Source organism: Agromyces sp. P1_H4 (genome assembly GCF_056405255.1).
This window is the reverse complement of the sequence record NZ_JBFUCL010000024.1, coordinates 1-19,945: the sequence shown is the minus strand read 5'-3', so window position 1 is coordinate 19,945 and position 19,945 is coordinate 1. Positions and strand designations below refer to the sequence as shown.

Sequence of the window (19,945 nt, the reverse complement as noted above, 5' to 3'; positions counted from 1 at the left end):
GTGCAGCGCGAGCCGCGCGCCCGACGCGCCGATGGGGTGGCCGAGCGCGATGGCGCCGCCGTGCACGTTGACGACGTCGGCCGAGAGGTCGAGGTCGCGCATCGACTGCAACGACACCGCGGCGAACGCCTCGTTGATCTCGACGAGGTCGAGGTCGGATGCCGCGGCGCCCTCACGCTCGAGGGCCGCCGCGATGGCGTTGGACGGCTGCGAGTGCAGGGAGTTGTCGGGCCCGGCGACCTGGCCGGAGGCGCCGATGAGGGCGAGCCAGGGAAGGCCCCGCGACTCGGCCCACTCGCGACTGGCGACCACGACCGCCGCCGCGCCGTCGGACAGGGGTGAAGAGTTGCCGGCCGTGATGGCGCCGCCCTCGGCGAAGGCCGGACGAAGGCGGCCGAGCACCTCGGCGGTCGAGTCGGGGCGCACCCCCTCGTCGGCGGCGACGACGACCGGGTCGCCCTTGCGCTGGGGCACCTCGACCGGCACGATCTCGTCGTCGAAGACGCCGTCGGCCTGCGCCCGTCCCGCGCGCGCGTGCGATGCGGCCGCGATCTCGTCCTGCTCCTCGCGGGTGAGGCCGTAGCGGGCGTTGAAGCGCTCGGTCGACGCGCCCATCGACTCCTGGTCGAACGCGTCGGTGAGGCCGTCGTAGGCGGCGTGGTCGAGCATCTCGACGCTGCCGTAGGCCCAGCCCTTGCGGGATCCCGGCACGAGCAACGGCGCCTTGGTCATCGACTCCTGGCCGCCGGCCACGATGACGGATGCCTCGCCGAGGCGGATCATGCGCGCGGCATCCGTGATGGCGACCAAGCCCGACAGGCAGACCTTGTTGATGGTGGTCGCAGGCACCCGCCACGGGATGCCGGCCGCGACGGCGGACTGCTTCGCGGGGTTCTGGCCGGCGCCGGCCTGGAGGACCTGACCCATGATCACGGCGTCGACGTCGTCGGGGGAGACGCCGGCGCGCTCGAGGGCGCCGCGGATGGCGGCCGTGCCGAGCTGCACCGCCGTCTGGCCCGCGAGGTTGCCGTTGATGCGGGCGAACGGCGTGCGAGCCCCCGCGATGATGACGACGTCGGGGATGCTCATGTTCCGGGACTCCTTCGTTCGGGTTGCGAGCGTTGCGTGTTCGACCCTATTGTACTTTCCTGAGACCTGAACCACCTGTCAGGTTCTGGAGCACACGTCCAGCCATTCACTGTTGAGAGGCACTCACATGCGGGTTACGAAGAAGTACCTCGCGACGGCCGTCATCGCCGCCGCATCCATTGCGCTCGTCGGGTGCGCCCCGACCGCGGCCACGGGCGGCGACGCCGGGGCGACCGACGCCGGAGCCCCGGTCAAGGTGGCGATGCTCACGAGCCAGACGGGGCCGCTCGCCGCGTACGGCGCCGCCTACACGGCGGGGTTCGAGGCCGGGCTCGACTACGCCACCGACGGCACCGGCGCCGTCGACGGCCGCGAGCTCGACATCGAGTGGGCCGACGACCAGGGCAACCCCGACACCGCGGTCTCCAAGGCCAAGGACTTCATCGGCCAGGGCTACCAGATCCTCGCGGGCACCGCGGCGTCGGGCATCGCGACGGCACTCGCCGAGCAGGCCGAGCAGAACAAGATCCTCTACATCTCGGGCCCCGCTGCGGCCGATGCGATCACCGGCGTGAACGACTACACGTTCCGGTCCGGCCGGCAGACCTACCAGGACGTCGCCACCGCCGGCACGTTCATCGGCGACCCCGACGGCAAGAAGGTCGTCGTCTTCGCTCAGGACAACGCGTTCGGCCAGGGCAACCTCGCCGCGGTGCAGGCCGTGCTCGGCGGCCAGGGCGCGAACGTCGAGGGCGTGCTCGTCGCCGAGGACGCCACCGAGTTCACGCCCTTCGCGCAGCAGTTGCTCGCCGCGTCGCCCGACCTCGTCTTCGTCGCCTGGGCCGGCGCCTCCTCGGGCGCCATGTGGACGGCACTCGCGCAGCAGGGCGTCTTCGACGCGGCACCGGTGGTCACGGGTCTCGGCGACGCGGCGACGTACGGCGCGTACGGCGACGCATCCGACGACATCTCGTTCCTCAACCACTACTTCGGCGGTGCGGCCGGCACCGACGCCGAGGCCGCCATGATCGAGTACCTCGAGACGAACGACGAGACGCCCGACCTCTTCTCGCCCGACGGCTTCGTCGCCGCGCAGATGATCGTGCAGGCCGTGCGCGAGGGCGGCGACACCGTCGACGGCATGATCGACGCACTCGAGGGCTGGTCCTTCGACTCGGTCAAGGGCGAGATCACGGTGCGCGAGGAGGACCACGCCATGATCCAGCCCATGTACCAGGCCAAGCTCGTGCAGGACGGCGCGAACTGGGCGCCCGAGCTCGTCGACACCATCGACGCCGAGACGGTCGCCCCGCCCGTCGCCGGCGAGTGACCGAACGGACCCGAGAGCAGCCATGACCGACCACCCGATGCTCGCGCTCGAGCACGTCGGCCTTCGCATCGGCGGGGCGCGCATCCTGCACGACGTGTCGCTCCAGGTCGTCGCGGGCGAGATGCTCGGAGTGATCGGCCCGAACGGCGCTGGCAAGACGACGCTCTTCAACGTGATCTCGGGAGTGGTGCGACCCACCGAGGGCGCCGTCCTCCTCGACGGCCAGGAGGTCACGCGGGAACCGATCCACCGGCGTGCGAAGGCCGGCCTCGGGCGCACGTTCCAGACGTCGAGCCTGTTCCCGGCGCTCACCGTGCTCGAGAACGTGCGACTCGCCGCCCAGGCGCATGCCGGCCACGCGGCATCCGTGTTCCGCACCCCGCGTCGCACGGATGCCGCGACCCGCGCCGCGCTCGACGCCCTCGCCGAGGTGGGCCTTGCCGATCGCGCCGATGCCGATGCCTCAGGGCTCGCCCACGGCGAGAAGCGCAAGGTCGAGATCGCCATGCTCATCGCCATGGATCCGAAGGTGGTCCTGCTCGACGAGCCGATGGCCGGGGTCGCGTCGGGCGACGTGCCCGCGATCACCGAGGTCATCCGGGGCCTCCACCGCGGCGGGCGCACCGTGCTCATGGTCGAGCACCACATGGAGGTCGTGCTCGGCCTCGTCGACCGCGTCGCGGTCATGCACCACGGCGCGCTCCTCGCCGTCGACACCCCGGAGGCCGTCATGGCGAACCCGACCGTGCAGTCCGCCTACCTGGGGGAGTCGGTGTGAGCGAGCCCATCCTCGTCGTCGACCGGCTGAGCGGCCGCATCGCCGGCCAGCAGGTCGTCGAGGACGTGTCCTTCGAGGTCCCGGCGCTCGGCGTCACGGCGCTCCTCGGACGCAACGGCGTCGGCAAGACCTCGACGATCAGGTCGATCCTCGGCCTCATCGAACGCACCGGCGAAGTTCGCCTCGCCGGCACGCGCGTCGACCGACTGCCCACCCACCGGATCGTGCAGCGCGGCGTCGGCTACGTGCCCGAGGACCGCGAGGTCTTCGGCGCACTGACCGTCGCCGAGAACCTCCGCCTCGCCGAGCGCGACGACCGGCCGCGCCGCGACCTCGTCGATCGCCTCTTCCCCGACCTCGTGGAACGGCGGGCGCAACGTGCGGGCACGCTCTCGGGAGGACAGCAGCAGATGGTCTCCCTCGCCCGCGCACTCGTGAACGAGAACCGGCTGCTCCTCGTCGACGAGCCGACGAAGGGGCTCGCGCCCCGCATCGTCGACGAGGTGGCGGCGGCGCTCGCCGAGGCGGCGACCACCGTGCCGATCCTCCTCGTCGAGCAGAACCTGCAGGTGGTGCGCAGGCTCGCCGAGCGCGTCGTCGTGCTCTCGGGCGGCCGGGTGGTGTTCACCGGCGCGGCATCCGACCTGCTCGATGACGAGGACCGGATCCAGCGCTACCTGGGCGTCCACGACGCCGCAGACGGCAGGGATGCCCCGCACGAACGCGACGCCTCGAAGGGAGGGGCACGATGAGCACGCTGCTACTGCTCCTCATCACCGGGCTCGGCCTCGGCGCACTGTACTTCCTCGTCGCCAGCGGCCTGTCGCTCATCTACGGGCTCATGGGCGTGCTGAACTTCGCGCACGGCTCGTTCCTCACGATCTCGGCGTTCCTCGGCTGGGAGGTCGGGCGCCGCGTCTCCGACGGCACCTGGGCGGGCCTGGCCGTCTCGGCCGTCGTCGGGATGGTCGTGGGCGCGGTCGTGGCCGCGGCGACGGAGTACCTCCTCATCCGCCGGCTCTACGAACGCCACATCGAGCAGGCGCTCGTCACCGTCGGCCTCGCGCTCGCGAGCGTGGCCCTGTTCGAGGGCATCTGGGGCACCGACCCGATCTACACGCAGAAGCCCGAGTGGCTCGGCCAGACCACCGAGATCCTCGGGGCGAAGATCCCGAACGACCGGTTCCTGCTCATCGCCTGCGCCGCGCTGGTGCTCGCCGGCATCGTGCTGTTCCTCCAGCGCACCCGGTACGGGCTCATCATCCGCGCCGGCGTCGAGAACCGGTCGATGGTCACCGCGCTCGGCATCGACGTCCGTCGGTCGTTCACGATCGTCTTCGCGATCGGCGGGGCGGCGGCCGGGCTCGGGGGCGTGCTCGCCTCGGTCTACTACGGCTACGTGTCGGCGCACCTCGGCTCGGTGCTGCTCATCTTCGCCTTCATCGTCACGGTGATCGGCGGGCTGGGGTCGCTCACCGGGGCGGCGATCGCGTCGGTGCTCGTCGCCGTGCTGCAGCAGTTCGCCAACTACTACCTGGGCGGCACCGGCGACCTCGTCGTGGTCGTCGCGCTCGCCGCGGTGCTGCTCGTGCGCCCGCGTGGACTCATGGGGAAGGTMGCATGAACCCGCAGAGAACGGATGCCGCGTCGCCGACGCGCGGGGTCGACCCCGTCGACCCCGTCGAGCGGGCCGACTCAGGCGAGCGCTCGGCCGTGGCATCCGGCCGTCGCACGCTGCTCCTGATCGGCGGGGGCGTCGCCCTCGTCGTCGTCCTCGCCATCCTGCCGCTGCTCGCCCTCGATCTCCCGGGCGTGCTGCCCGGCCCGACCTACACGCCCGGGACCCTGCAGCTGCTCGCCTACGCGATGCTCATCGCGGCGCTCGCCCTGAGCTACCGCATGATGTTCGGGCTCGCCGGGCTGCTCTCGTTCGGCCACGCGCTGTTCTTCGCCGCGGGCGCCTACGGGCTCGGCATGACCCTCGACGCGTTCGCGCCGGTCGGCTGGCCGAGCGAGCTCATCTTCGTCGGCTCGATCGCGGTCACGCTCGTGCTCGGCATCGTGCTGGCCGCGACCGTCGGTTCGCTCGCCCTGCGGGTCACCGGCATCTCGTTCGCGATGGTCACGCTCGCGTTCGCGCAGGCCGGGTCGGTGCTCATCCGGCGCAACCCGGGCGGCGCGACCGGCGGCGACGAGGGGCTCTCGCTCGACATCGAGCACGTGCCCGACGCGCTCGTGGGCGTGGTGAACACCCGGAACCTCTACTGGCTCGCGCTCGGCGTGCTCGTCTTCGTGTACCTGGTCGTGCTGTGGGTCGAGCGCAGCCGCGCCGGTCGCGTGGCCGAGGCAGTTCGGGAGAACGAACTGCGGGTGCGCGTCATCGGCCTGCGGCCCTACACCGTGAAGCTGCTCGTCTTCATCGTCGCGTCGGTGCTCGCCGCGATCGCCGGCATGGGCTACCTCCTGCTGCAGTCGGGCGCCTCGCCGCGCATCGCCACGGCGGACTTCACGCTCACGCTCCTCGTCATCGTGGTGCTCGGGGGAGTGGGCTATCGCTGGGGCGCGATCGTGGGCGGTATCGTCTACACACTGCTCGATCAGCGGCTCACGGCGCTCGCGGGCTCCGACGTCATCGCCGGACTGCCCGCCGTGCTCCGGGTGCCGCTGTCCGAGCCGCTGTTCATCCTGGGCACGCTGTTCATCCTCGTGGTGCTGTTCCTTCCCGGGGGGATCGCGGGAATCCCGCAGCGCATCAGCACGGGCCGGAAGCAGCATCCGGTCGAGACGGAGGAGGCCGTGGATGCCTGACGGCCTGAACACGCTCGGACGCTGGACCCGGGACCGAGCCCGCGCCACCCCCGAGCGCATCGCGATCGACGACCGCGGCGTCGTCGTGACGTATCGCGAGCTCGACGCCCGCTCGGAACGGCTCGCGGAGGCGTTCCGAGCGGCCGGCTACGCGATCGGCGACCGCATCGCGACGATCACCGGCAACAGCGCCGACCATGTCGTGCTGTTCTTCGCCTGTGCCAAGGCCGGCCTCGTGCTCGTGCCGCTGTCGTGGCGGCTGGCCCCGCGCGAGCTCGCCGAACAGCTCGAGATCGCCGACCCGGCGCTCCTCCTCCTCGAGAGCGAGTTCGAGTCGCTCGCGCGGGCGACACTGTCACGCCTGCCGCAGCGCATCCCCAACGCGCCGCTCGGTGCGCACGGGGTCGAGGCGGAGGTGCCCCCGCCAGCCGTCGACGCCCGCCGCGCGGCATCCGGAACCCGTCGCGACGTCGCCGACGACGACGCGCTGCTCATCATCTTCACCTCGGGCACGACCGCCACTCCCAAGGGTGCCGTGCTCACGCATCGCAACTGCTTCTTCACGAACCTCTCGCTCTCGCGCATCGCCGAGATCGGCGCGGGCGACACCGTGCTCGCGGTCCTCCCGCAGTACCACGTCGGCGGGTGGAACATCCAGCCGCTGCTGGCCTGGTGGACGGGAGCCACGGTCGTGCTCGAGCGCACCTTCGATCCCGGCCGGGTGCTGCACCTGATCCAGGAGCGCGGCATCACGACCATGATGGGCGTGCCCGCCAACTACCTCTTCCTCGCGCAGCATCCCGACTTCGCCGGCACCGACCTGTTGAGCCTCGCGCACGCGATCGTGGGGGGCGCCCCCATGCCGCCCGCGCTGCTGCGCACCTGGCACGCACGCGGGGTGGCGCTCACCCAGGGGTACGGACTCACCGAGGCGTCGCCGAACGTGCTGTGCCTCCCCGACGAGGACGCGCGCGTGCGCGCCGGCTCGGCCGGCAAGCCGTATCCTCACGTCGACGTGGCGGTCGCCGATCCCGCGACGGGCGAGCACCTCGACGGCGCGGCCGAGGGCGAACTGCTCGTGCAGGGGCCGTCGGTGTTCGCGGGGTACTTCCGCGACTCCGCTGCGACGCAGGCGACCCTGGTCGATGGATGGCTGCGCACCGGCGATCTCGTGCGCCGCGACGCCGACGGGTTCTTCACGATCGTCGATCGCATCAAGGACATCTACATCTCGGGCGGCGAGGGCGTCGCCCCCGCAGAGGTCGAGGCCGTCCTCATGGGGCATCCGGCCGTCGCCGATGTCGCCGTGGTGGGCGTACCCGACGAGCGGTGGGGCGAAGCGGGCGCGGCCTGGGTCGTCGCGCACCGTGGCCGGGCGACGGATGCCGCGGAGCTGGTCGAGTTCGCCTCCGCGTCCCTCGCCCGCTACAAGGTGCCGCGCGAGGTGCACTTCGTCGACGAGCTCCCGCGGTCCACGGCGGGCAAGGTGCTGCGCCGCGTGCTCGCCGAGCGCACAGCCGGCTACACCGCGGCATCCGTCGGATCGGAGGAAGCGCGATGAGCGCCGCACCGCGCACCGCCCGCGGGGTCGAGACACGCCGCAGGCTGCTCGCCGCGGCCGAGCGCGTGTTCGCCGAGCACGGCTACCACGAGGCATCCGTCTCGCGCATCACCGATCGCGCCGGCGTCGGCCAGGGCACCTTCTACCTGTACTTCGACACGAAGCTCGACATCTTCAACGAGCTCGTGGAAGACCTGAACCGTCGTGTCCGTCAGGCCATGAGCGAAGGCTCTCGGGGCGCATCGAGCCGGCTCGAGGCCGAGCGGGCCGGCTTCGCCGCGTTCTTCCGGTTCACCGCGGAGCATCCGGCGCTCTACCGCGTCGTCCGCGAGGCCGAGCTCGTCTCGCCCGACGCGCTGCGGCTGCACTACACGCGCATCGTCGAGGGCTACATCGACGGGCTCCGCGACGCCGCCGACGACGGGGAGATCGGCGACATCGACCCCACGGTGGCGGCCTGGGCCCTCATGGGCATCGGCGAGATGATCGGCATGCGCTGGGTGCTCTGGGGCGACGGCGACGCGGCGCCCGGCGACGACGCCGACCCCACCGCGAGCGGCACCCGCGAGGTGCCCCAGCACGTGCTCGACGAGATGATGCGCTTCATCGGGGGAGCCCTCGGCCGCCCCGAGCTCGCAGGAGACCGGCGCGAGGACGCGCCCGACAAGGAGGAATCGTGACCGATCTCAGCGGGCGGCGCGCCGTCGTGACCGGTGGCGCGAGCGGCATCGGCGAGGCGTGCGCGCGCGCCTTCGCGGCGGCCGGAGCGCGCGTCGTGATCGCCGACCTGAACGGCGAGGCCGCCGAGCGGGTCGCCGACGAACTGGGCGGGGAGGCCTGGCAGGTCGACCTCGGCGACACCGCTGCGCTCGCCGACCTCTCGCTCGAGGCCGACATCCTCGTGAACAACGCCGGGATCCAGCACGTTCGTCCGATCGAGGACTTCGAGCCCGAGCGGTTCGCGCTCATCCTGCGGCTCATGCTCGAGTCGCCCTTCCTGCTGATCCGCGCCGCCCTGCCGGGTATGTACGAGCGCGGCTTCGGCCGGATCATCAACATCTCGAGCGTGCACGGGCTGCGCGCGTCGGCGTTCAAGTCGGCCTACGTCGCCGCCAAGCACGGCCTCGAGGGACTGTCGAAGGTCACCGCGCTCGAGGGCGGCCCGCACGGGGTCACGTCCAACTGCATCGACCCCGCCTACGTGCGCACCCCCCTCGTCGAGAAGCAGATCGCCGACCAGGCGCGCCTGCACGGCATCTCCGAGGAGGAGGTGGTGCCGAAGATCATGCTCACCGAGTCGGCGATCAAGCGCCTCGTCGAGCCGTCCGAGGTCGCGAGCCTCGCCCTGTGGCTCGCCGGCCCCGACGCCGGAATGGTCACGGGTGCGAGCTACACGATGGACGGCGGATGGAGCGCACGATGAGCGACACCGCATTCGCCGCGCCCGTCGCCGGCGGCTCGCTCGCGGGCGGACAATGGCGACCGGATGCCGCGGGCACGCCCGTGCTCGCGGTGCATGGGATCACGGCCACCCACCGCAACTGGGACCTCTTCGCGGCGGCGCTCCCCGACCGGCGGGTGATCGCGCCCGACCTGCGCGGACGCGGACGCAGCCACGCCCTCCCGGCGCCCTATGGGCTCGTCCAGCACGCCGACGACCTCGCGGCGGTCCTGGATGCGCAGGGCGTCGAACGGGTCTTCGTGGTGGGCCACTCGATGGGCGCGTTCGTGTCGGTGCGCTTCGCCGAGCGGCACCCCGACCGTGTGGCCGGGCTCGCCCTCATCGACGGCGGACTGCCGGTGCCCAATCCCGACGGCATCGCGCCCGACGACCTGCCGGCGGTGCTGCTCGGTCCCGCGCTCGAGCGGCTCTCCATGACCTTCCCGAGTCGTGGCGCCTACGTGGACTTCTGGCGGCGGCATCCGGCCCTCGGCCCGTACTGGAACAGCGCGATCGAGGCGTACGTCGACTACGACATCGTCGGCGAGGAGCCGTCGCTGCGCAGCTCGGCGAGCGCCGWCGCGGTCGCCGTGAACGCGGTCGAGCTCGACGGCTCCGCGGGCTACGGCCGGGCCCTCCTGGCCGCTCCCGGCCCGGTCGACTTCTTCCGCGCGCCCCGCGGCCTGCTCGACGCGGCGCCGCTCTATCCCGAGTCCATCGTCGCCGAGTGGGCCGAGCGGATGCCCCAGCTCGTCGTCCATGACGTCGCCGACGTCAACCACTACACCATCGTCATGTCGGAGGCGGGTGCGGGTAGCGTGATCCCCGTCATCCGCGCCCGCATCGAGGCGACGGACACACAGGAAGGTGCATCGTGACACTCGACAAAGTCGTCGGGTCCGCTCAAGAGGCGGTCGCCGACATCCCATCAGGAGCCAGCCTCGCCGTCGGCGGGTTCGGGCTCTGCGGCATCCCGATGGTGCTGATCCAGGCGCTGCTCGATGCGGGCGTCGACCGGCTCTCCGTCGTCTCGAACAACTGCGGCGTCGACGACTGGGGCCTCGGCGTGCTGCTCGCGCAGCAGCGGATCGCCAAGATGACCTCGTCGTACGTCGGCGAGAACAAGGAGTTCGAGCGCCAGTACCTCTCGGGCGAGCTCGAACTCGAGCTGACGCCGCAGGGCACCCTCGCAGAGAAGCTCCGTGCGGGCGGCAGCGGCATCGCGGCGTTCTTCACGCAGACGGGAGTCGGCACGCAGGTCGCCGAGGGCGGGCTGCCGCGGCGCTACCAGTCCGACGGGTCGATCGCGATCGCGAGCCCGCCGAAGCCCGTGCAGACGTTCGAGTTCGCCGGCGAGCCCCGTGAGTTCGTGCTCGAAGAGGCGATCACGACCGACTTCGCCCTCGTGCACGCCTTGAAGGGCGACCGCTTCGGGAACCTCGTGTTCGACAAGTCGGCGCGCAACTTCTCGCCCCTCGCCGCGATGGCCGGGCGCGTCTGCATCGCGCAGGTCGAGGAGCTCGTCGAGCCCGGCGACCTAGACCCCGACGCCGTGCACCTGCCCGGCATCTACGTCGACCGCATGATCGTGGTCGGCACCGACATCGAGAAGCGCATCGAGCGGCGCACCGTGAGGGAGAACTGAGATGGCGCTGACGCGATTCGAGATGGCCGCCCGGGCCGCCCGGGAGCTCGGCGACGGCTCCTACGTCAACCTCGGCATCGGGCTTCCCACGCTCGTGCCGAACTACGTGCCCGAGGGCGTCACCATCCTGCTGCAGTCGGAGAACGGGATCCTCGGCGTCGGGCCGTACCCGACCGACGACGAGGTCGACCCCGACCTCATCAACGCCGGCAAGGAGACCGTCACGGTGCTCCCGGGCGCCGCCTACTTCGACTCCGCGACGAGCTTCGGCATGATCCGCGGCGGCAAGATCGACGCGGCCATCCTGGGAGCCATGCAGGTGTCGGCCACGGGCGACCTCGCGAACTGGATGATCCCCGGCAAGATGGTGAAGGGCCCCGGCGGCGCGATGGACCTCGTGCACGGCGCGCGCCGGCGCATCGTGCTCATGGAGCACGTCGCGAAGGACGGCTCGCCGAAGATCGTGAACCAGTGCTCCCTGCCCCTCACGGGCAAGGGCGTGGTCGACCGCATCATCACCGACCTCGCCGTCATCGACGTCACCTCCGACGGACTCGTGCTCGTCGAGTGCGCGCCGGGCGTCACCGTCGACGAGGTCGTCGCCGCCACCGAGCCGCCGCTCGACACCAACGCCGTGTCGGAGTGAGCGCGGCGATGGTCGAGACGATCTTCCCCGGCATCCGGGTGCAGCGGGTCACCACTCCGCGACTCACGGCCAACGTGCTCGAGCGCGAGGCGGATGCCGCGGCCGATGTGGTGCGCACCGTGGTGTTCGTGCACGGCAACGTGTCGTCGTCGCTGTTCTGGCAGCCGACGATGCTCGACCTGCCCCGCGGCATCCGTGCCATCGCCGTGGACCTGCGCGGATTCGGCGACAGCGACCCGCTGCCCGTCGACGCGAGCCGCGGCGTGCGCGACTTCTCCGACGACGTCGCGTCGGTGATCGACGAGCTCGGTCTCAGTGCCGTGCACCTCGTCGGGTGGAGCATGGGCGGGGGCGTGGCGATGCAGCTGTTGCTCGACCGCCCCGAGCTCGTCGCCAGCCTGACGCTGCAGTCGACGGTGTCGCCCTACGGGTTCGGCGGCACGGCCCTCGATGGCTCGCTGCTGACGACGGATGCGGCGGGCACGGGCGGCGGGGGAGCGAATCCTGACTTCGTGGCGAGGCTGGCCGCGGGCGACCGATCCGACGACCAGGGCTCGCCGCGGGCGGTGTACCGCTCGAGCTATGTCGCGCCCGGATTCGCGTCGGAGTACGAGGACATCTGGGTCGAGTCGATGCTGTCGACGCGCACCGGCCTCGACCACTACCCCGGCGACGCGACACCCTCCGATTCGTGGCCGGGCTTCGCGCCGGGAACCCGCGGCGTGCTCAACACGATGGCGCCCACCGTGTTCGACACGTCGGCCATCGTCGAGGTGGAGCCCAAGCCGCCCATCCTCTGGATCCACGGTGCGCAGGACGCGATCGTCGGCGACGCGTCGTTCTTCGACCTCAACCAACTCGGCAAGGCCGGCATCATCCCGGGCTGGCCCGGCGACGACGTCGCCCCCGCGCAGCCGATGCTCGCGCAGACCCGGGCGGTGCTCGATCGCTACGCCGCCGAGGGCGGCGCGGTCAGGGAGCTCGAGCTCGGGCACTGCGGCCACTCGCCGCACCTCGAGAAGCCGGCCGAGTTCCGGGCGGCGCTGCTGGAGCTCCTCGAAGCCTGAACCCGGCGTCGGCGGACGGCGAAGTGTTGCCGATTCGTTGCGCGCACTCGTGATCCCGCGGGTCGCGTTGCTGGCATGATCTTCGCACGGGCATCGGACGGATGCCTCCGCTTTCCTGATTCGGAGTTCCATGCCTCGGTTCACTTCAGCCCGAGTCTCGCTCGTCGCCGCGCTGCTGCTCGTCCTCACCGGATGCGCTGCGCCGTCGCCGGTCGTGTCGCCTTCGCCGGCCTCGCCGGCGGCTGCGGCGTCTCCGACGCCGACCGAGGTCCCCGTCGATCCGCTGTCCACGGTCACGACGCTCGTGATGCGTCCTGAGGCGCTGCAACTCGTCGATCGGGAAGGCGCCGTCGTCACCGAGCTGGGCTATCTCTCCGACCCGTCGGCGGCGCTTGACGCGTTCACGGTGGTCTTCGGGTCGGTGCCGACGGACGAGGAGTATCGAGGCAGCAGCCATGACGCTCCCAGCACCGCCCACCGCTGGGCGGGCTTCACGCTCTGGGAGATGCGCTACGTCGACAACTGGGCCGACGTGGAATCGGCCGGGTCGAACCTCTACCTCCCTGCGTTCCGGGTGCAGTTCACGGCTCCCGAAGCATTCGGCGTCGCGCTGACCGACCTCGGCGGACGCCAGGTCGGCGGGTCGTGGGCGGACCTGACGAGCGATCCCGCGATCCAGACGAACCCGTCGGGCTGCTCGGGACCCTACGTGGACTTCATCTCCCAACCCGAGACGTGGCCCGACGGCACCGAGCACGTGCAGAAGGTGAGTGTCGACTTCCAGCCCGATGAGGCCGAGGCCTTCATCGCGCGGATCGGCGCGCCCATGTCGGTGCACGAGGACGGCTGCGCCTGATGAGCCGCGTGATCCGGACCAGTGCCCTCGCGGCTGTGGCCGTCATCCTCGCCATGGCGTTCACCGGGTGCATCGGGACGCGCCCCCGGCTGAGACCGGTTCGTCCTCGACGCCCTTCGCTGAGTCGGGCCCGACGCCGACCGGAGGCGAAGGAGGTGAGCCGGTCATCGCCACGATCGTCGTGCGTCCGGAGCAGCTCGACCTGCAGGACGCCTCGGGCGCCGTCGTGCAGACACTCTCCTACGATCTGACGGCCGAGGAGATCGTCGGCGTTCTGAGCGTGGCCTTCGGTGGGGAGCCTGTGGTCGAGGAGTTTCCCGGGCGCTGCTGCGAATCGCGGCCGGCCACGGTCTTTCGCTGGGACGGATTCCAGGTCCGCGACGATCACATGGGCCAGTTCGCCGAGGACGACCGGTCCGTGTGGATACCCGATGACCGCCCCGACTACGTGGACATGAACCTGTTCGTGCAGGTTGCCGGTCCTGAGGCGCGCGGCGTGGCCATCACGACCACCCCGGGCTTCGCGGTGGGCGGGGACCTCGAGGAACTCGCCGCCGGGCTCGGGCAGCCGCATCCCGACGGCCCGTTCGTCGAGATCGCCGTGGAGACCGGGCCCGAGCTCGGCCCACCCGAGATCGAGGGAAAGGTGAACGCCTACTCGGTCGTCGTGCAGGCTCCGGGGAGCGAGTCGGAGGTCCAGATCTCGGCGCCTGTCAATATCGGCGTCGGCCGCGTCTGAGGCGGACGCCACTGCGCCAGATCGGCCTGGCCTGAGCGGCATCCGTTCGCGCGAGTCCGAGGAGGAACGGCCCGCACTATAGCGGCTGGTTCTCGGCGGCGGGAGGGTCTATCGCCGCTTCGAGCCGCATCGAACACTGGAAGCACGGGCCGAGCACGCCCGGAGAGGTCGGCGCCCTTCCGTCCGGCATGACGTCGCCTCGTCGCATCCGTGGATCGAGGAGGACATCGTGGACGAGAAGGGGACCAGCCAGGAGCGGTCGGACGCACCGTCGCCCGACGACAGCCGCAAGCCCGACTCGCCTGGCGACGTGACGAAGCGCTCGTGGAAGTACGTGTTCCGCAAGAGCTTCCGCGAGTTCGTCGACGACCAGTGCCCCGACCGCGCGGCGTCGCTCACCTACTACGGCGTGCTCGCGCTCTTCCCGGGCCTCTTGGCGCTGACCTCGCTGCTCGCGCTCGTCGGCCAGGGCCAGCGCGCGATCAACGGACTCTTCAAGATCGTCGAGCAGTTCGCTCCCAGCGACGCCCTCGACATCATCCGTGAGCCGATCGAGGACTTCAGCGCATCGCCGGCGGCGGGCCTCGGCTTCGTCACCGGACTCCTGATCGCCATCTGGTCGGCTTCGGGATACGTCGGCGCCTTCAGCCGCGCGATGAACCAGATCTACGAGATCGACGAGGGCCGCCCGTTCTGGAAGCTGCGGCCCATGCAGCTCCTCGTCACCATCATCACCCTCGTGCTGGTCGTCATCATCGCGGTGATCCTCGCGATCTCGGGACCGGTCACGGATGCCCTCGGGGACGCGCTCGGCGTCGGCCAGGCCGTGAGAGTCGTCTGGGAGATCGCGAAGTGGCCGGTGCTCGCGCTCGCGCTGATCCTCGCCATCGCGATCCTGTACTACGCCACGCCGAACGCGAAGCAGCCCAAGTTCCGCTGGATCAGTCTCGGCGCAGTGATCGCCATCGTCGCCCTCGTCATCGTGTCGGCGGGCTTCGCGCTCTACGTGGCCAACTTCGCGAACTACGACCGCACGTACGGGTCGTTCGGCGGGGTCATCGTCTTCCTGCTCTGGCTCTGGCTCGCGAACTGCGCGTTGCTCTTCGGTGCGGAGTTCGACGCGGAGCTCGAACGCGGGCGTGAGCTGCAGGCGGGCATCGAGGCGGAGGAGGACATCCAGCTCCCGCCGCGCGACACCCGCAAGAGCGAGAAGGCCGAGAAGAAGGAGCAGGAGGACATCGAGCTCGGCCGGCAGATCCGGCTCGAGCACGAGGGCGATGGCGACGGGAGCGGGGACCACGACGGCGATGGGACCCGGAAGGACGACGCCGCGACGCAGGATGACCGCGATCGCGCCCGGAGCTGAGGGAGCATCCGTTCGATGGAGACCGCGCCCAGCGGGCCGGACGTAGACTCGACACGTGCCTGCTGTGAATCTCGGAATGCCCAAAGTCCCTGAGGTCCTGGCCCCGCGACGCAAGTCGCGCCAGATCAAGGTCGGCAAGGTGCTCGTCGGCGGCGACGCGCAGGTGAGCGTGCAGTCGATGACCACGACGCCCACGCCCAACATCAACGCGACGCTGCAGCAGATCGCCGAGCTCACGGCGTCGGGCTGCGACATCGTCCGCGTGGCGGTGCCGAGCCGGGACGATGCCGAGGCGCTGCCGATCATCGCCAAGAAGAGCCAGATCCCGGTGATCGCGGACATCCACTTCCAGCCGAACTACGTGTACGCGGCCATCGACGCCGGATGCGCCGCGGTGCGCGTCAACCCGGGCAACATCCGCAAGTTCGACGACCAGGTCGGCGAGATCGCGCGCCGTGCCAAGGCGGCCGACGTCTCGATCCGCATCGGCGTCAACGCCGGCTCGCTCGACCCGCGCCTGCTGCAGAAGTACGGCAAGGCCACGCCCGAGGCGCTCGTCGAGAGCGCCGTGTGGGAGGCGAGCCTCTTCGAGGAGCACGACTTCCACGACTTCAAGATCTCGGTGAAGCACAACGACCCCATCGTCATGGTGAAGGCCTACCGGCTCCTCGCCGAACGCGGCGACTGGCCGCTGCACCTCGGCGTGACCGAGGCCGGCCCGGCGTTTCAGGGCACCATCAAGAGCGCGACGGCGTTCGGCATCCTCCTCTCCGAGGGCATTGGCGACACGATCCGCGTCTCGCTGTCGGCACCGCCCGTCGAGGAGGTCAAGGTCGGCCTGCAGATCCTGCAGTCACTGAACCTCCGCGAGCGCCGCCTCGAGATCGTGTCCTGCCCGTCGTGCGGGCGCGCGCAGGTCGACGTCTACAAGCTCGCCAACGACGTGACCGACGGGCTCGAGGGCATGACCGTGCCGTTGCGCGTGGCCGTCATGGGCTGCGTCGTGAACGGTCCGGGTGAGGCCCGCGAGGCCGACCTCGGCGTGGCATCCGGCAATGGCAAGGGGCAGATCTTCGTGAAGGGCGAGGTCATCAAGACCGTGCCCGAGTCCGAGATCGTCGCGACGCTCATCGCCGAGGCGAACCGCATCGCCGACGAGATGGGCGCGGATGCTCCGGTCGGCTCGCCCGAGGTACTCACGCCGTAGTGCGGGCCCTTGACGGGCGGCACGTCGACACCTCAGGTCTGTGCTGAGAGCAGACGCAGGCGCCACGAATCGGGCGCGAGGCCGCGCGCGACCGTCACCGCGGAGCGCACCGCGCCCTCGTGCGAGTCGACGTCGTGCGTGGCGACCCCGGCGAGCCACAGCCCGTTCCGTCCGTTCAGCTCCCTGAGCCGGGCCTGCGCATCGAAGTAGGTGGGCGTGACCATGCCGTGCTTATACGTGACCACGGCGTAGAGCGGATCGGGGAGTTCGGTCGCGTAGGTGATCCAGCTCTTGAACACGGGAAGGCCACGCCGTGGGTCCCACACGGTCAATGCGCTGTGGGCTCGGTCCCACCGCGCGTTGACGACCGACCAGGATGCCTCGTCCCGTGGCATCAGGCGGCGGTCGCCGTGGATCGCGATCCTCGTGTCGAAGGTCTCGAATCGACCGAGCAGTTCGCGTTCCGCCTCATGTCCGGTGAGCCCGTCCATCAGGGCGGCGGCCCGCCGCGGATTGCACGCGAGGACGAGCCGATCGAAGGTGTGCACCGTCCCGTCCTGCTGCTCGACGTCGAACTGCCCGCGACGGCGCGTCACACCGCGGATCCCGGAGTCCAGACGGATGCGGGTGCGGGTGAGGTCGTTCACGAGCGCGTCGACGTAGACCCGCATCCCGCCGGGGATCTCGCTCTGCACGGGCGCTCGGAGCCCGCTGTTCGCGTTCGATCCCAGGTAGTAGAGGGCGTTGTAGGCCGCGAATCCGCGGAACTCCGCGAGCTCCACGCACCAGAAGGAGCAGAGCAACGGCAGGAGGAATCCGTCGACGAACGCCCTCGGCAGCCGTGCGCGTTCGAGGTATTCGGCGACCGTGACGGACGTGTCGTGTCGCGCGAGGAAGGCGGGCAGGTCGTGGAGGAATGCGCGGAACCGGATGAGCGTGCGCAGGGTCGTGGGACTGAATGACGACAGGATCGGCGCGCCGGCACGGAACGGCGGCATCGCGACCGGCCGATCTCGCCGCGCGTCGTACACCGTGAGCGACGCGGCGTACGACGCTCGCGCCACCCCGAGCAGGTCGAGCAGGCGGTTGAAGGTGGCGTATGTCGCCCCGGGTGCGAAGAACTGGAAGCCGGCGTCGATTCCGAGTCGCCGTCCGTCCACGTCGATCTCGACGGTGTGCGCGTGGCCGCCGAGCCGGGCCTCGCGTTCGAAGACCGTCACGTCGTGCTCGCGCTCGAGGAGCCAGGCCGTGGTCAATCCAGCGGCGCCTCCACCGACGACACCCACCCTCATCCGAGGCCCGGCGTCACGCGACCTGGGGTCTGGCTCACGCGCTCACCATACTCCCGGTGACCGAACCGCCCGATCGCCGCAACCCGTGGTCGATCCTCTCGTCGCCGGGTATCGTGGCCCGAACCCGGATGCCCCACTGCGGCATCCGATCGCGAAAGGGGACCGCGATGAGCGGAGACGGCACGGAGTACGAGTACCCCGACGAGGCGGGCTATCCCGACGGGACGGGCACGTTGCACGAGGGCGCCGAGGGCGCCGAGGGTGCGGAGGGTGCCGGGGACGCCGCCACGGCGGCGGGCGATGACCTCGAGACGTTCGCCATGGAGGACGAAGAGGACGTCACCGGGGACTGACTGCGCCGACCGGGTGGAATCACGTCCTGGGTGTTCAGGCGCCCGCGTCCTCGTCTTGCATCGCGTCGGCGAGGAGCGGCCAGAGCGCCGCCAGCGTCGCGGCCCCGTGTTCCAGGACGTCGATGCGCACTCGTTCGTCGGAGCCGTGCCAGCGGTCGCTGATCAGCCCCGTTCCGAAGAAGACGAGTGGCGCGTCCATCGTGCGGGCGAGGAGCTCGGCCGGGCCGCCGCCTGCGTTGCCCATCCGTCCCACTGCGTCGACGCCGAACCCGATGCGCATGGCCTCGGCCAGGGCCTCGACGGCCGGATGCTCCGGCGTGCGGTACGGGGCCTCCGCCGTCTTCCGTGAGATCGAGACCTCGGCACGGATGCCGCGTGCCGCCGACTCCTCGGCCACCCATCGTTCGAGCTGCGCCGCGACCTCCTCCGGGGTCTGGCCCTCCACGATCCGGATGCTGAGCGCGGCGCTGGCCGATGCGGGGATGACGGCCCGGGGAAGCTCCTGGAGGTCGCCGCCGCTGACGCTGATCACCTCGATCGCGGGCCGGGCCCAGAGCAGCTCGGGCACGGAGTAGCCGCGCTCGCCGGTGATGCGGCCGGTGTCGGACTCTCGTAGCCACCACCGGTCGTCGAGCTCGAGGGCCGCGTACGACTCGCGCTCCTCGGGCGTCGGCGTCGTGACGTGGTCGGAGAAGCCCGGCAGGGTGACGCGGCCGTCCGCGTCGTGCAGCGCGGAGAGGAGCGTCGCGAGATCGAGGATCGGGTTGGGCGACGGTCCCGAGACCGCCCCGCTGTGCACGTCGTGCGTGGGGCCGTGCACGGTGAGCTCCGCGCCGATCATGCCGCGGACGGTGGTCGTCACGGCCGGGCGCGCCGGGTCGAGCAGGGTCGTGTCCGAGTAGACGATGAGGTCGCACCCGAGGTCGGCGGCATGCGCGTCGAGCAGGTCCGCGAGGTTCGGGGAGCCGAGCTCCTCCTCGCCGTCGACGAGGAGCTTCAGCGTCACCGGTGGCGTGCGGCGGCCGCCGGCGAGCAGCGCGCGAAGACCCCAGAGGTGGGCGATGACCTGGCCCTTCGCGTCCGAGGCGCCTCGGCCGAAGAGGCATCCGTCGCGCTCCACCGGCGTGAACGGCTCCGTCTCGCGCCACGGCTCGCCGATGACGGCGCGCACGTCGTGGTGGCTGTAGACGAGCACGGTGGGCGCCGCGGCATCCGCGCGCCACTCGGCGAACACGGCGGCGGTGGTGTCGCCCTGCGGCCAGACCTCGACCCGGGGGAAGCCGACGGCGCGGCAGAGACCGGCGAGGTGGTTCGCCGACTGCGGCAGCGCGGCGGCGTAGTCGGGGTCGCCGGCGATCGACGGGATGCGCACCCACTCCGCGAGCCGGTCGAGGAACTCGCGGCGATGCTCGCGCACCTCCGCGTGCAGCCCGCTCGACGCAGCGGCGGGCATCACGCCTCGTCGAAGGTGACGGCCGGTGTCCGCGACGGCGGACTCGTTCGGAAGCCGACGAGCTTGTGGGATCCGTCGCAGAACGGGCGGATCGCCGAGGCGCCGCAGCGGCACAGCGCGAACGTCCGCCGGTTGGGCTGAACGGGCTGGCCGTCGTCGTCGAAGAGCTCCAGGTCGCCGCGCACGAGCAGGGGGCCGTCGGGACATGCGGTGATCGAGACGGGGTGAGCGGATGCCTCGCTCATGACAGGGCAATCCTCAGCGCCGACTCGCCACGCTCGAACCGCTCCCGCAGGCCGCCCCAGAGCCGCCCG

General features: G+C 71.0%; 21 protein-coding genes. 17 read left to right on the top strand and 4 right to left on the bottom strand.

The features are described 5' to 3' along the window. On the bottom strand, nt 1-1,089 hold a 1,089-nt coding region (locus AC1DY2_RS03165), incomplete at its 3' end, for an acetyl-CoA C-acetyltransferase (RefSeq protein WP_476761086.1). 127 nt (nt 1,090-1,216) lie between these two features. On the opposite strand from AC1DY2_RS03165, the gene AC1DY2_RS03160 reads away from it, so the two are divergent. From AC1DY2_RS03160 to ispG, 16 genes are all read left to right on the top strand, one after another. Beyond that, complete coding sequence (locus AC1DY2_RS03160; protein ID WP_476761085.1) at nt 1,217-2,419, top strand: substrate-binding domain-containing protein; 1,203 nt, start codon at nt 1,217-1,219, stop codon at nt 2,417-2,419. Between the two features lie 22 nt (nt 2,420-2,441). Then, nucleotides 2,442-3,197, top strand: a complete 756-nt coding sequence (locus tag AC1DY2_RS03155) for an ABC transporter ATP-binding protein (RefSeq protein ID WP_476761084.1) — start codon at nt 2,442-2,444, stop codon at nt 3,195-3,197. Further along, nucleotides 3,194-3,949 (top strand): ABC transporter ATP-binding protein, encoded by a 756-nt coding sequence (locus tag AC1DY2_RS03150; protein WP_476761083.1) that lies wholly within the window; start codon nt 3,194-3,196, stop codon nt 3,947-3,949. Before AC1DY2_RS03155 ends, AC1DY2_RS03150 begins: the two co-directional genes overlap by 4 nt. Beyond that, nucleotides 3,946-4,821 (top strand): branched-chain amino acid ABC transporter permease, encoded by an 876-nt coding sequence (locus AC1DY2_RS03145; RefSeq protein WP_476761082.1) that lies wholly within the window; start codon nt 3,946-3,948, stop codon nt 4,819-4,821. The genes AC1DY2_RS03150 and AC1DY2_RS03145 overlap by 4 nt, the downstream gene beginning before the upstream one ends. Beyond that, nucleotides 4,818-6,005, top strand: a complete 1,188-nt coding sequence (locus AC1DY2_RS03140; protein ID WP_476761081.1) for a branched-chain amino acid ABC transporter permease — start codon at nt 4,818-4,820, stop codon at nt 6,003-6,005. The genes AC1DY2_RS03145 and AC1DY2_RS03140 overlap by 4 nt, the downstream gene beginning before the upstream one ends. Next, on the top strand, nt 5,998-7,566 hold the full coding sequence (locus tag AC1DY2_RS03135) for a class I adenylate-forming enzyme family protein (protein ID WP_476761080.1): 1,569 nt from the start codon (nt 5,998-6,000) through the stop codon (nt 7,564-7,566). The genes AC1DY2_RS03140 and AC1DY2_RS03135 overlap by 8 nt, the downstream gene beginning before the upstream one ends. Beyond that, a complete protein-coding gene (locus tag AC1DY2_RS03130) occupies nt 7,563-8,246 on the top strand; it encodes a TetR/AcrR family transcriptional regulator (protein ID WP_476761079.1) in 684 nt (227 codons plus the stop codon). The genes AC1DY2_RS03135 and AC1DY2_RS03130 overlap by 4 nt, the downstream gene beginning before the upstream one ends. Next, a complete protein-coding gene (locus AC1DY2_RS03125; protein ID WP_476761078.1) occupies nt 8,243-8,989 on the top strand; it encodes a 3-hydroxybutyrate dehydrogenase in 747 nt (248 codons plus the stop codon). Before AC1DY2_RS03130 ends, AC1DY2_RS03125 begins: the two co-directional genes overlap by 4 nt. Next, entirely contained in the window at nt 8,986-9,885 is a 900-nt protein-coding gene (locus tag AC1DY2_RS03120) for an alpha/beta fold hydrolase (protein WP_476761077.1), read from the top strand. The genes AC1DY2_RS03125 and AC1DY2_RS03120 overlap by 4 nt, the downstream gene beginning before the upstream one ends. Then, nucleotides 9,882-10,652 carry a CoA transferase subunit A gene (locus AC1DY2_RS03115; protein WP_476761076.1) on the top strand — a complete coding sequence of 257 codons (771 nt, stop codon included), beginning with the start codon at nt 9,882-9,884 and terminating at the stop codon, nt 10,650-10,652. Before AC1DY2_RS03120 ends, AC1DY2_RS03115 begins: the two co-directional genes overlap by 4 nt. 1 nt (nt 10,653) lies before the next feature. Next, nucleotides 10,654-11,298: a CoA transferase subunit B gene (locus tag AC1DY2_RS03110; protein ID WP_476761075.1), complete on the top strand. Its 645-nt coding sequence runs from the start codon at nt 10,654-10,656 to the stop codon at nt 11,296-11,298. 8 nt (nt 11,299-11,306) lie between these two features. Continuing rightward, nucleotides 11,307-12,365 carry an alpha/beta hydrolase gene (locus tag AC1DY2_RS03105; RefSeq protein ID WP_476761087.1) on the top strand — a complete coding sequence of 353 codons (1,059 nt, stop codon included), beginning with the start codon at nt 11,307-11,309 and terminating at the stop codon, nt 12,363-12,365. A gap of 130 nt (nt 12,366-12,495) precedes the next feature. Beyond that, on the top strand, nt 12,496-13,221 hold the full coding sequence (locus tag AC1DY2_RS03100; RefSeq protein ID WP_476761074.1) for a hypothetical protein: 726 nt from the start codon (nt 12,496-12,498) through the stop codon (nt 13,219-13,221). A gap of 181 nt (nt 13,222-13,402) precedes the next feature. Beyond that, on the top strand, nt 13,403-13,960 hold the full coding sequence (locus tag AC1DY2_RS03095) for a hypothetical protein (protein WP_476761073.1): 558 nt from the start codon (nt 13,403-13,405) through the stop codon (nt 13,958-13,960). 229 nt (nt 13,961-14,189) lie between these two features. After that, nucleotides 14,190-15,326, top strand: coding sequence for a YihY/virulence factor BrkB family protein (locus tag AC1DY2_RS03090; protein ID WP_476761072.1), 1,137 nt, complete (start codon nt 14,190-14,192; stop codon nt 15,324-15,326). Between the two features lie 76 nt (nt 15,327-15,402). Then, nucleotides 15,403-16,533, top strand: a complete 1,131-nt coding sequence (gene ispG / locus AC1DY2_RS03085; RefSeq protein WP_476761071.1) for a flavodoxin-dependent (E)-4-hydroxy-3-methylbut-2-enyl-diphosphate synthase — start codon at nt 15,403-15,405, stop codon at nt 16,531-16,533. 32 nt (nt 16,534-16,565) lie between these two features. Here the strand turns inward: ispG and AC1DY2_RS03080 are convergent, their stop codons facing one another. After that, nucleotides 16,566-17,825, bottom strand: coding sequence for an FAD-dependent oxidoreductase (locus tag AC1DY2_RS03080; protein WP_476761070.1), 1,260 nt, complete (start codon nt 17,823-17,825; stop codon nt 16,566-16,568). Between the two features lie 167 nt (nt 17,826-17,992). Here AC1DY2_RS03080 and AC1DY2_RS03075 point away from each other — a divergent pair, with 167 nt between their 5' ends. Further along, nucleotides 17,993-18,178 (top strand): hypothetical protein, encoded by a 186-nt coding sequence (locus AC1DY2_RS03075; protein ID WP_476761069.1) that lies wholly within the window; start codon nt 17,993-17,995, stop codon nt 18,176-18,178. A gap of 34 nt (nt 18,179-18,212) precedes the next feature. Here AC1DY2_RS03075 and AC1DY2_RS03070 read toward each other — a convergent pair whose 3' ends face one another. Both AC1DY2_RS03070 and AC1DY2_RS03065 read right to left on the bottom strand, forming a co-directional pair. Next, a complete protein-coding gene (locus AC1DY2_RS03070) occupies nt 18,213-19,631 on the bottom strand; it encodes a M20/M25/M40 family metallo-hydrolase (RefSeq protein ID WP_476761068.1) in 1,419 nt (472 codons plus the stop codon). After that, nucleotides 19,631-19,876: a CDGSH iron-sulfur domain-containing protein gene (locus AC1DY2_RS03065; protein ID WP_476761067.1), complete on the bottom strand. Its 246-nt coding sequence runs from the start codon at nt 19,874-19,876 to the stop codon at nt 19,631-19,633. The genes AC1DY2_RS03070 and AC1DY2_RS03065 overlap by 1 nt, the downstream gene beginning before the upstream one ends. Nucleotides 19,877-19,945 lie beyond the last annotated feature (69 nt).

Coding starts and splice junctions, on each gene's coding strand:
- AC1DY2_RS03160 (WP_476761085.1), top strand. CDS start 1,217: ATGCGGGTTACGAAGAAGTACCTCGCGACGGCCGTCATCGCCGCCGCA.
- AC1DY2_RS03155 (WP_476761084.1), top strand. CDS start 2,442: ATGACCGACCACCCGATGCTCGCGCTCGAGCACGTCGGCCTTCGCATC.
- AC1DY2_RS03140 (WP_476761081.1), top strand. CDS start 4,818: ATGAACCCGCAGAGAACGGATGCCGCGTCGCCGACGCGCGGGGTCGAC.
- AC1DY2_RS03135 (WP_476761080.1), top strand. CDS start 5,998: ATGCCTGACGGCCTGAACACGCTCGGACGCTGGACCCGGGACCGAGCC.
- AC1DY2_RS03130 (WP_476761079.1), top strand. CDS start 7,563: ATGAGCGCCGCACCGCGCACCGCCCGCGGGGTCGAGACACGCCGCAGG.
- AC1DY2_RS03110 (WP_476761075.1), top strand. CDS start 10,654: ATGGCGCTGACGCGATTCGAGATGGCCGCCCGGGCCGCCCGGGAGCTC.
- AC1DY2_RS03105 (WP_476761087.1), top strand. CDS start 11,307: ATGGTCGAGACGATCTTCCCCGGCATCCGGGTGCAGCGGGTCACCACT.
- AC1DY2_RS03100 (WP_476761074.1), top strand. CDS start 12,496: ATGCCTCGGTTCACTTCAGCCCGAGTCTCGCTCGTCGCCGCGCTGCTG.
- ispG (WP_476761071.1), top strand. CDS start 15,403: ATGCCCAAAGTCCCTGAGGTCCTGGCCCCGCGACGCAAGTCGCGCCAG.
- AC1DY2_RS03080 (WP_476761070.1), bottom strand. CDS start 17,825: ATGAGGGTGGGTGTCGTCGGTGGAGGCGCCGCTGGATTGACCACGGCC.
- AC1DY2_RS03075 (WP_476761069.1), top strand. CDS start 17,993: ATGAGCGGAGACGGCACGGAGTACGAGTACCCCGACGAGGCGGGCTAT.
- AC1DY2_RS03070 (WP_476761068.1), bottom strand. CDS start 19,631: ATGCCCGCCGCTGCGTCGAGCGGGCTGCACGCGGAGGTGCGCGAGCAT.
- AC1DY2_RS03065 (WP_476761067.1), bottom strand. CDS start 19,876: ATGAGCGAGGCATCCGCTCACCCCGTCTCGATCACCGCATGTCCCGAC.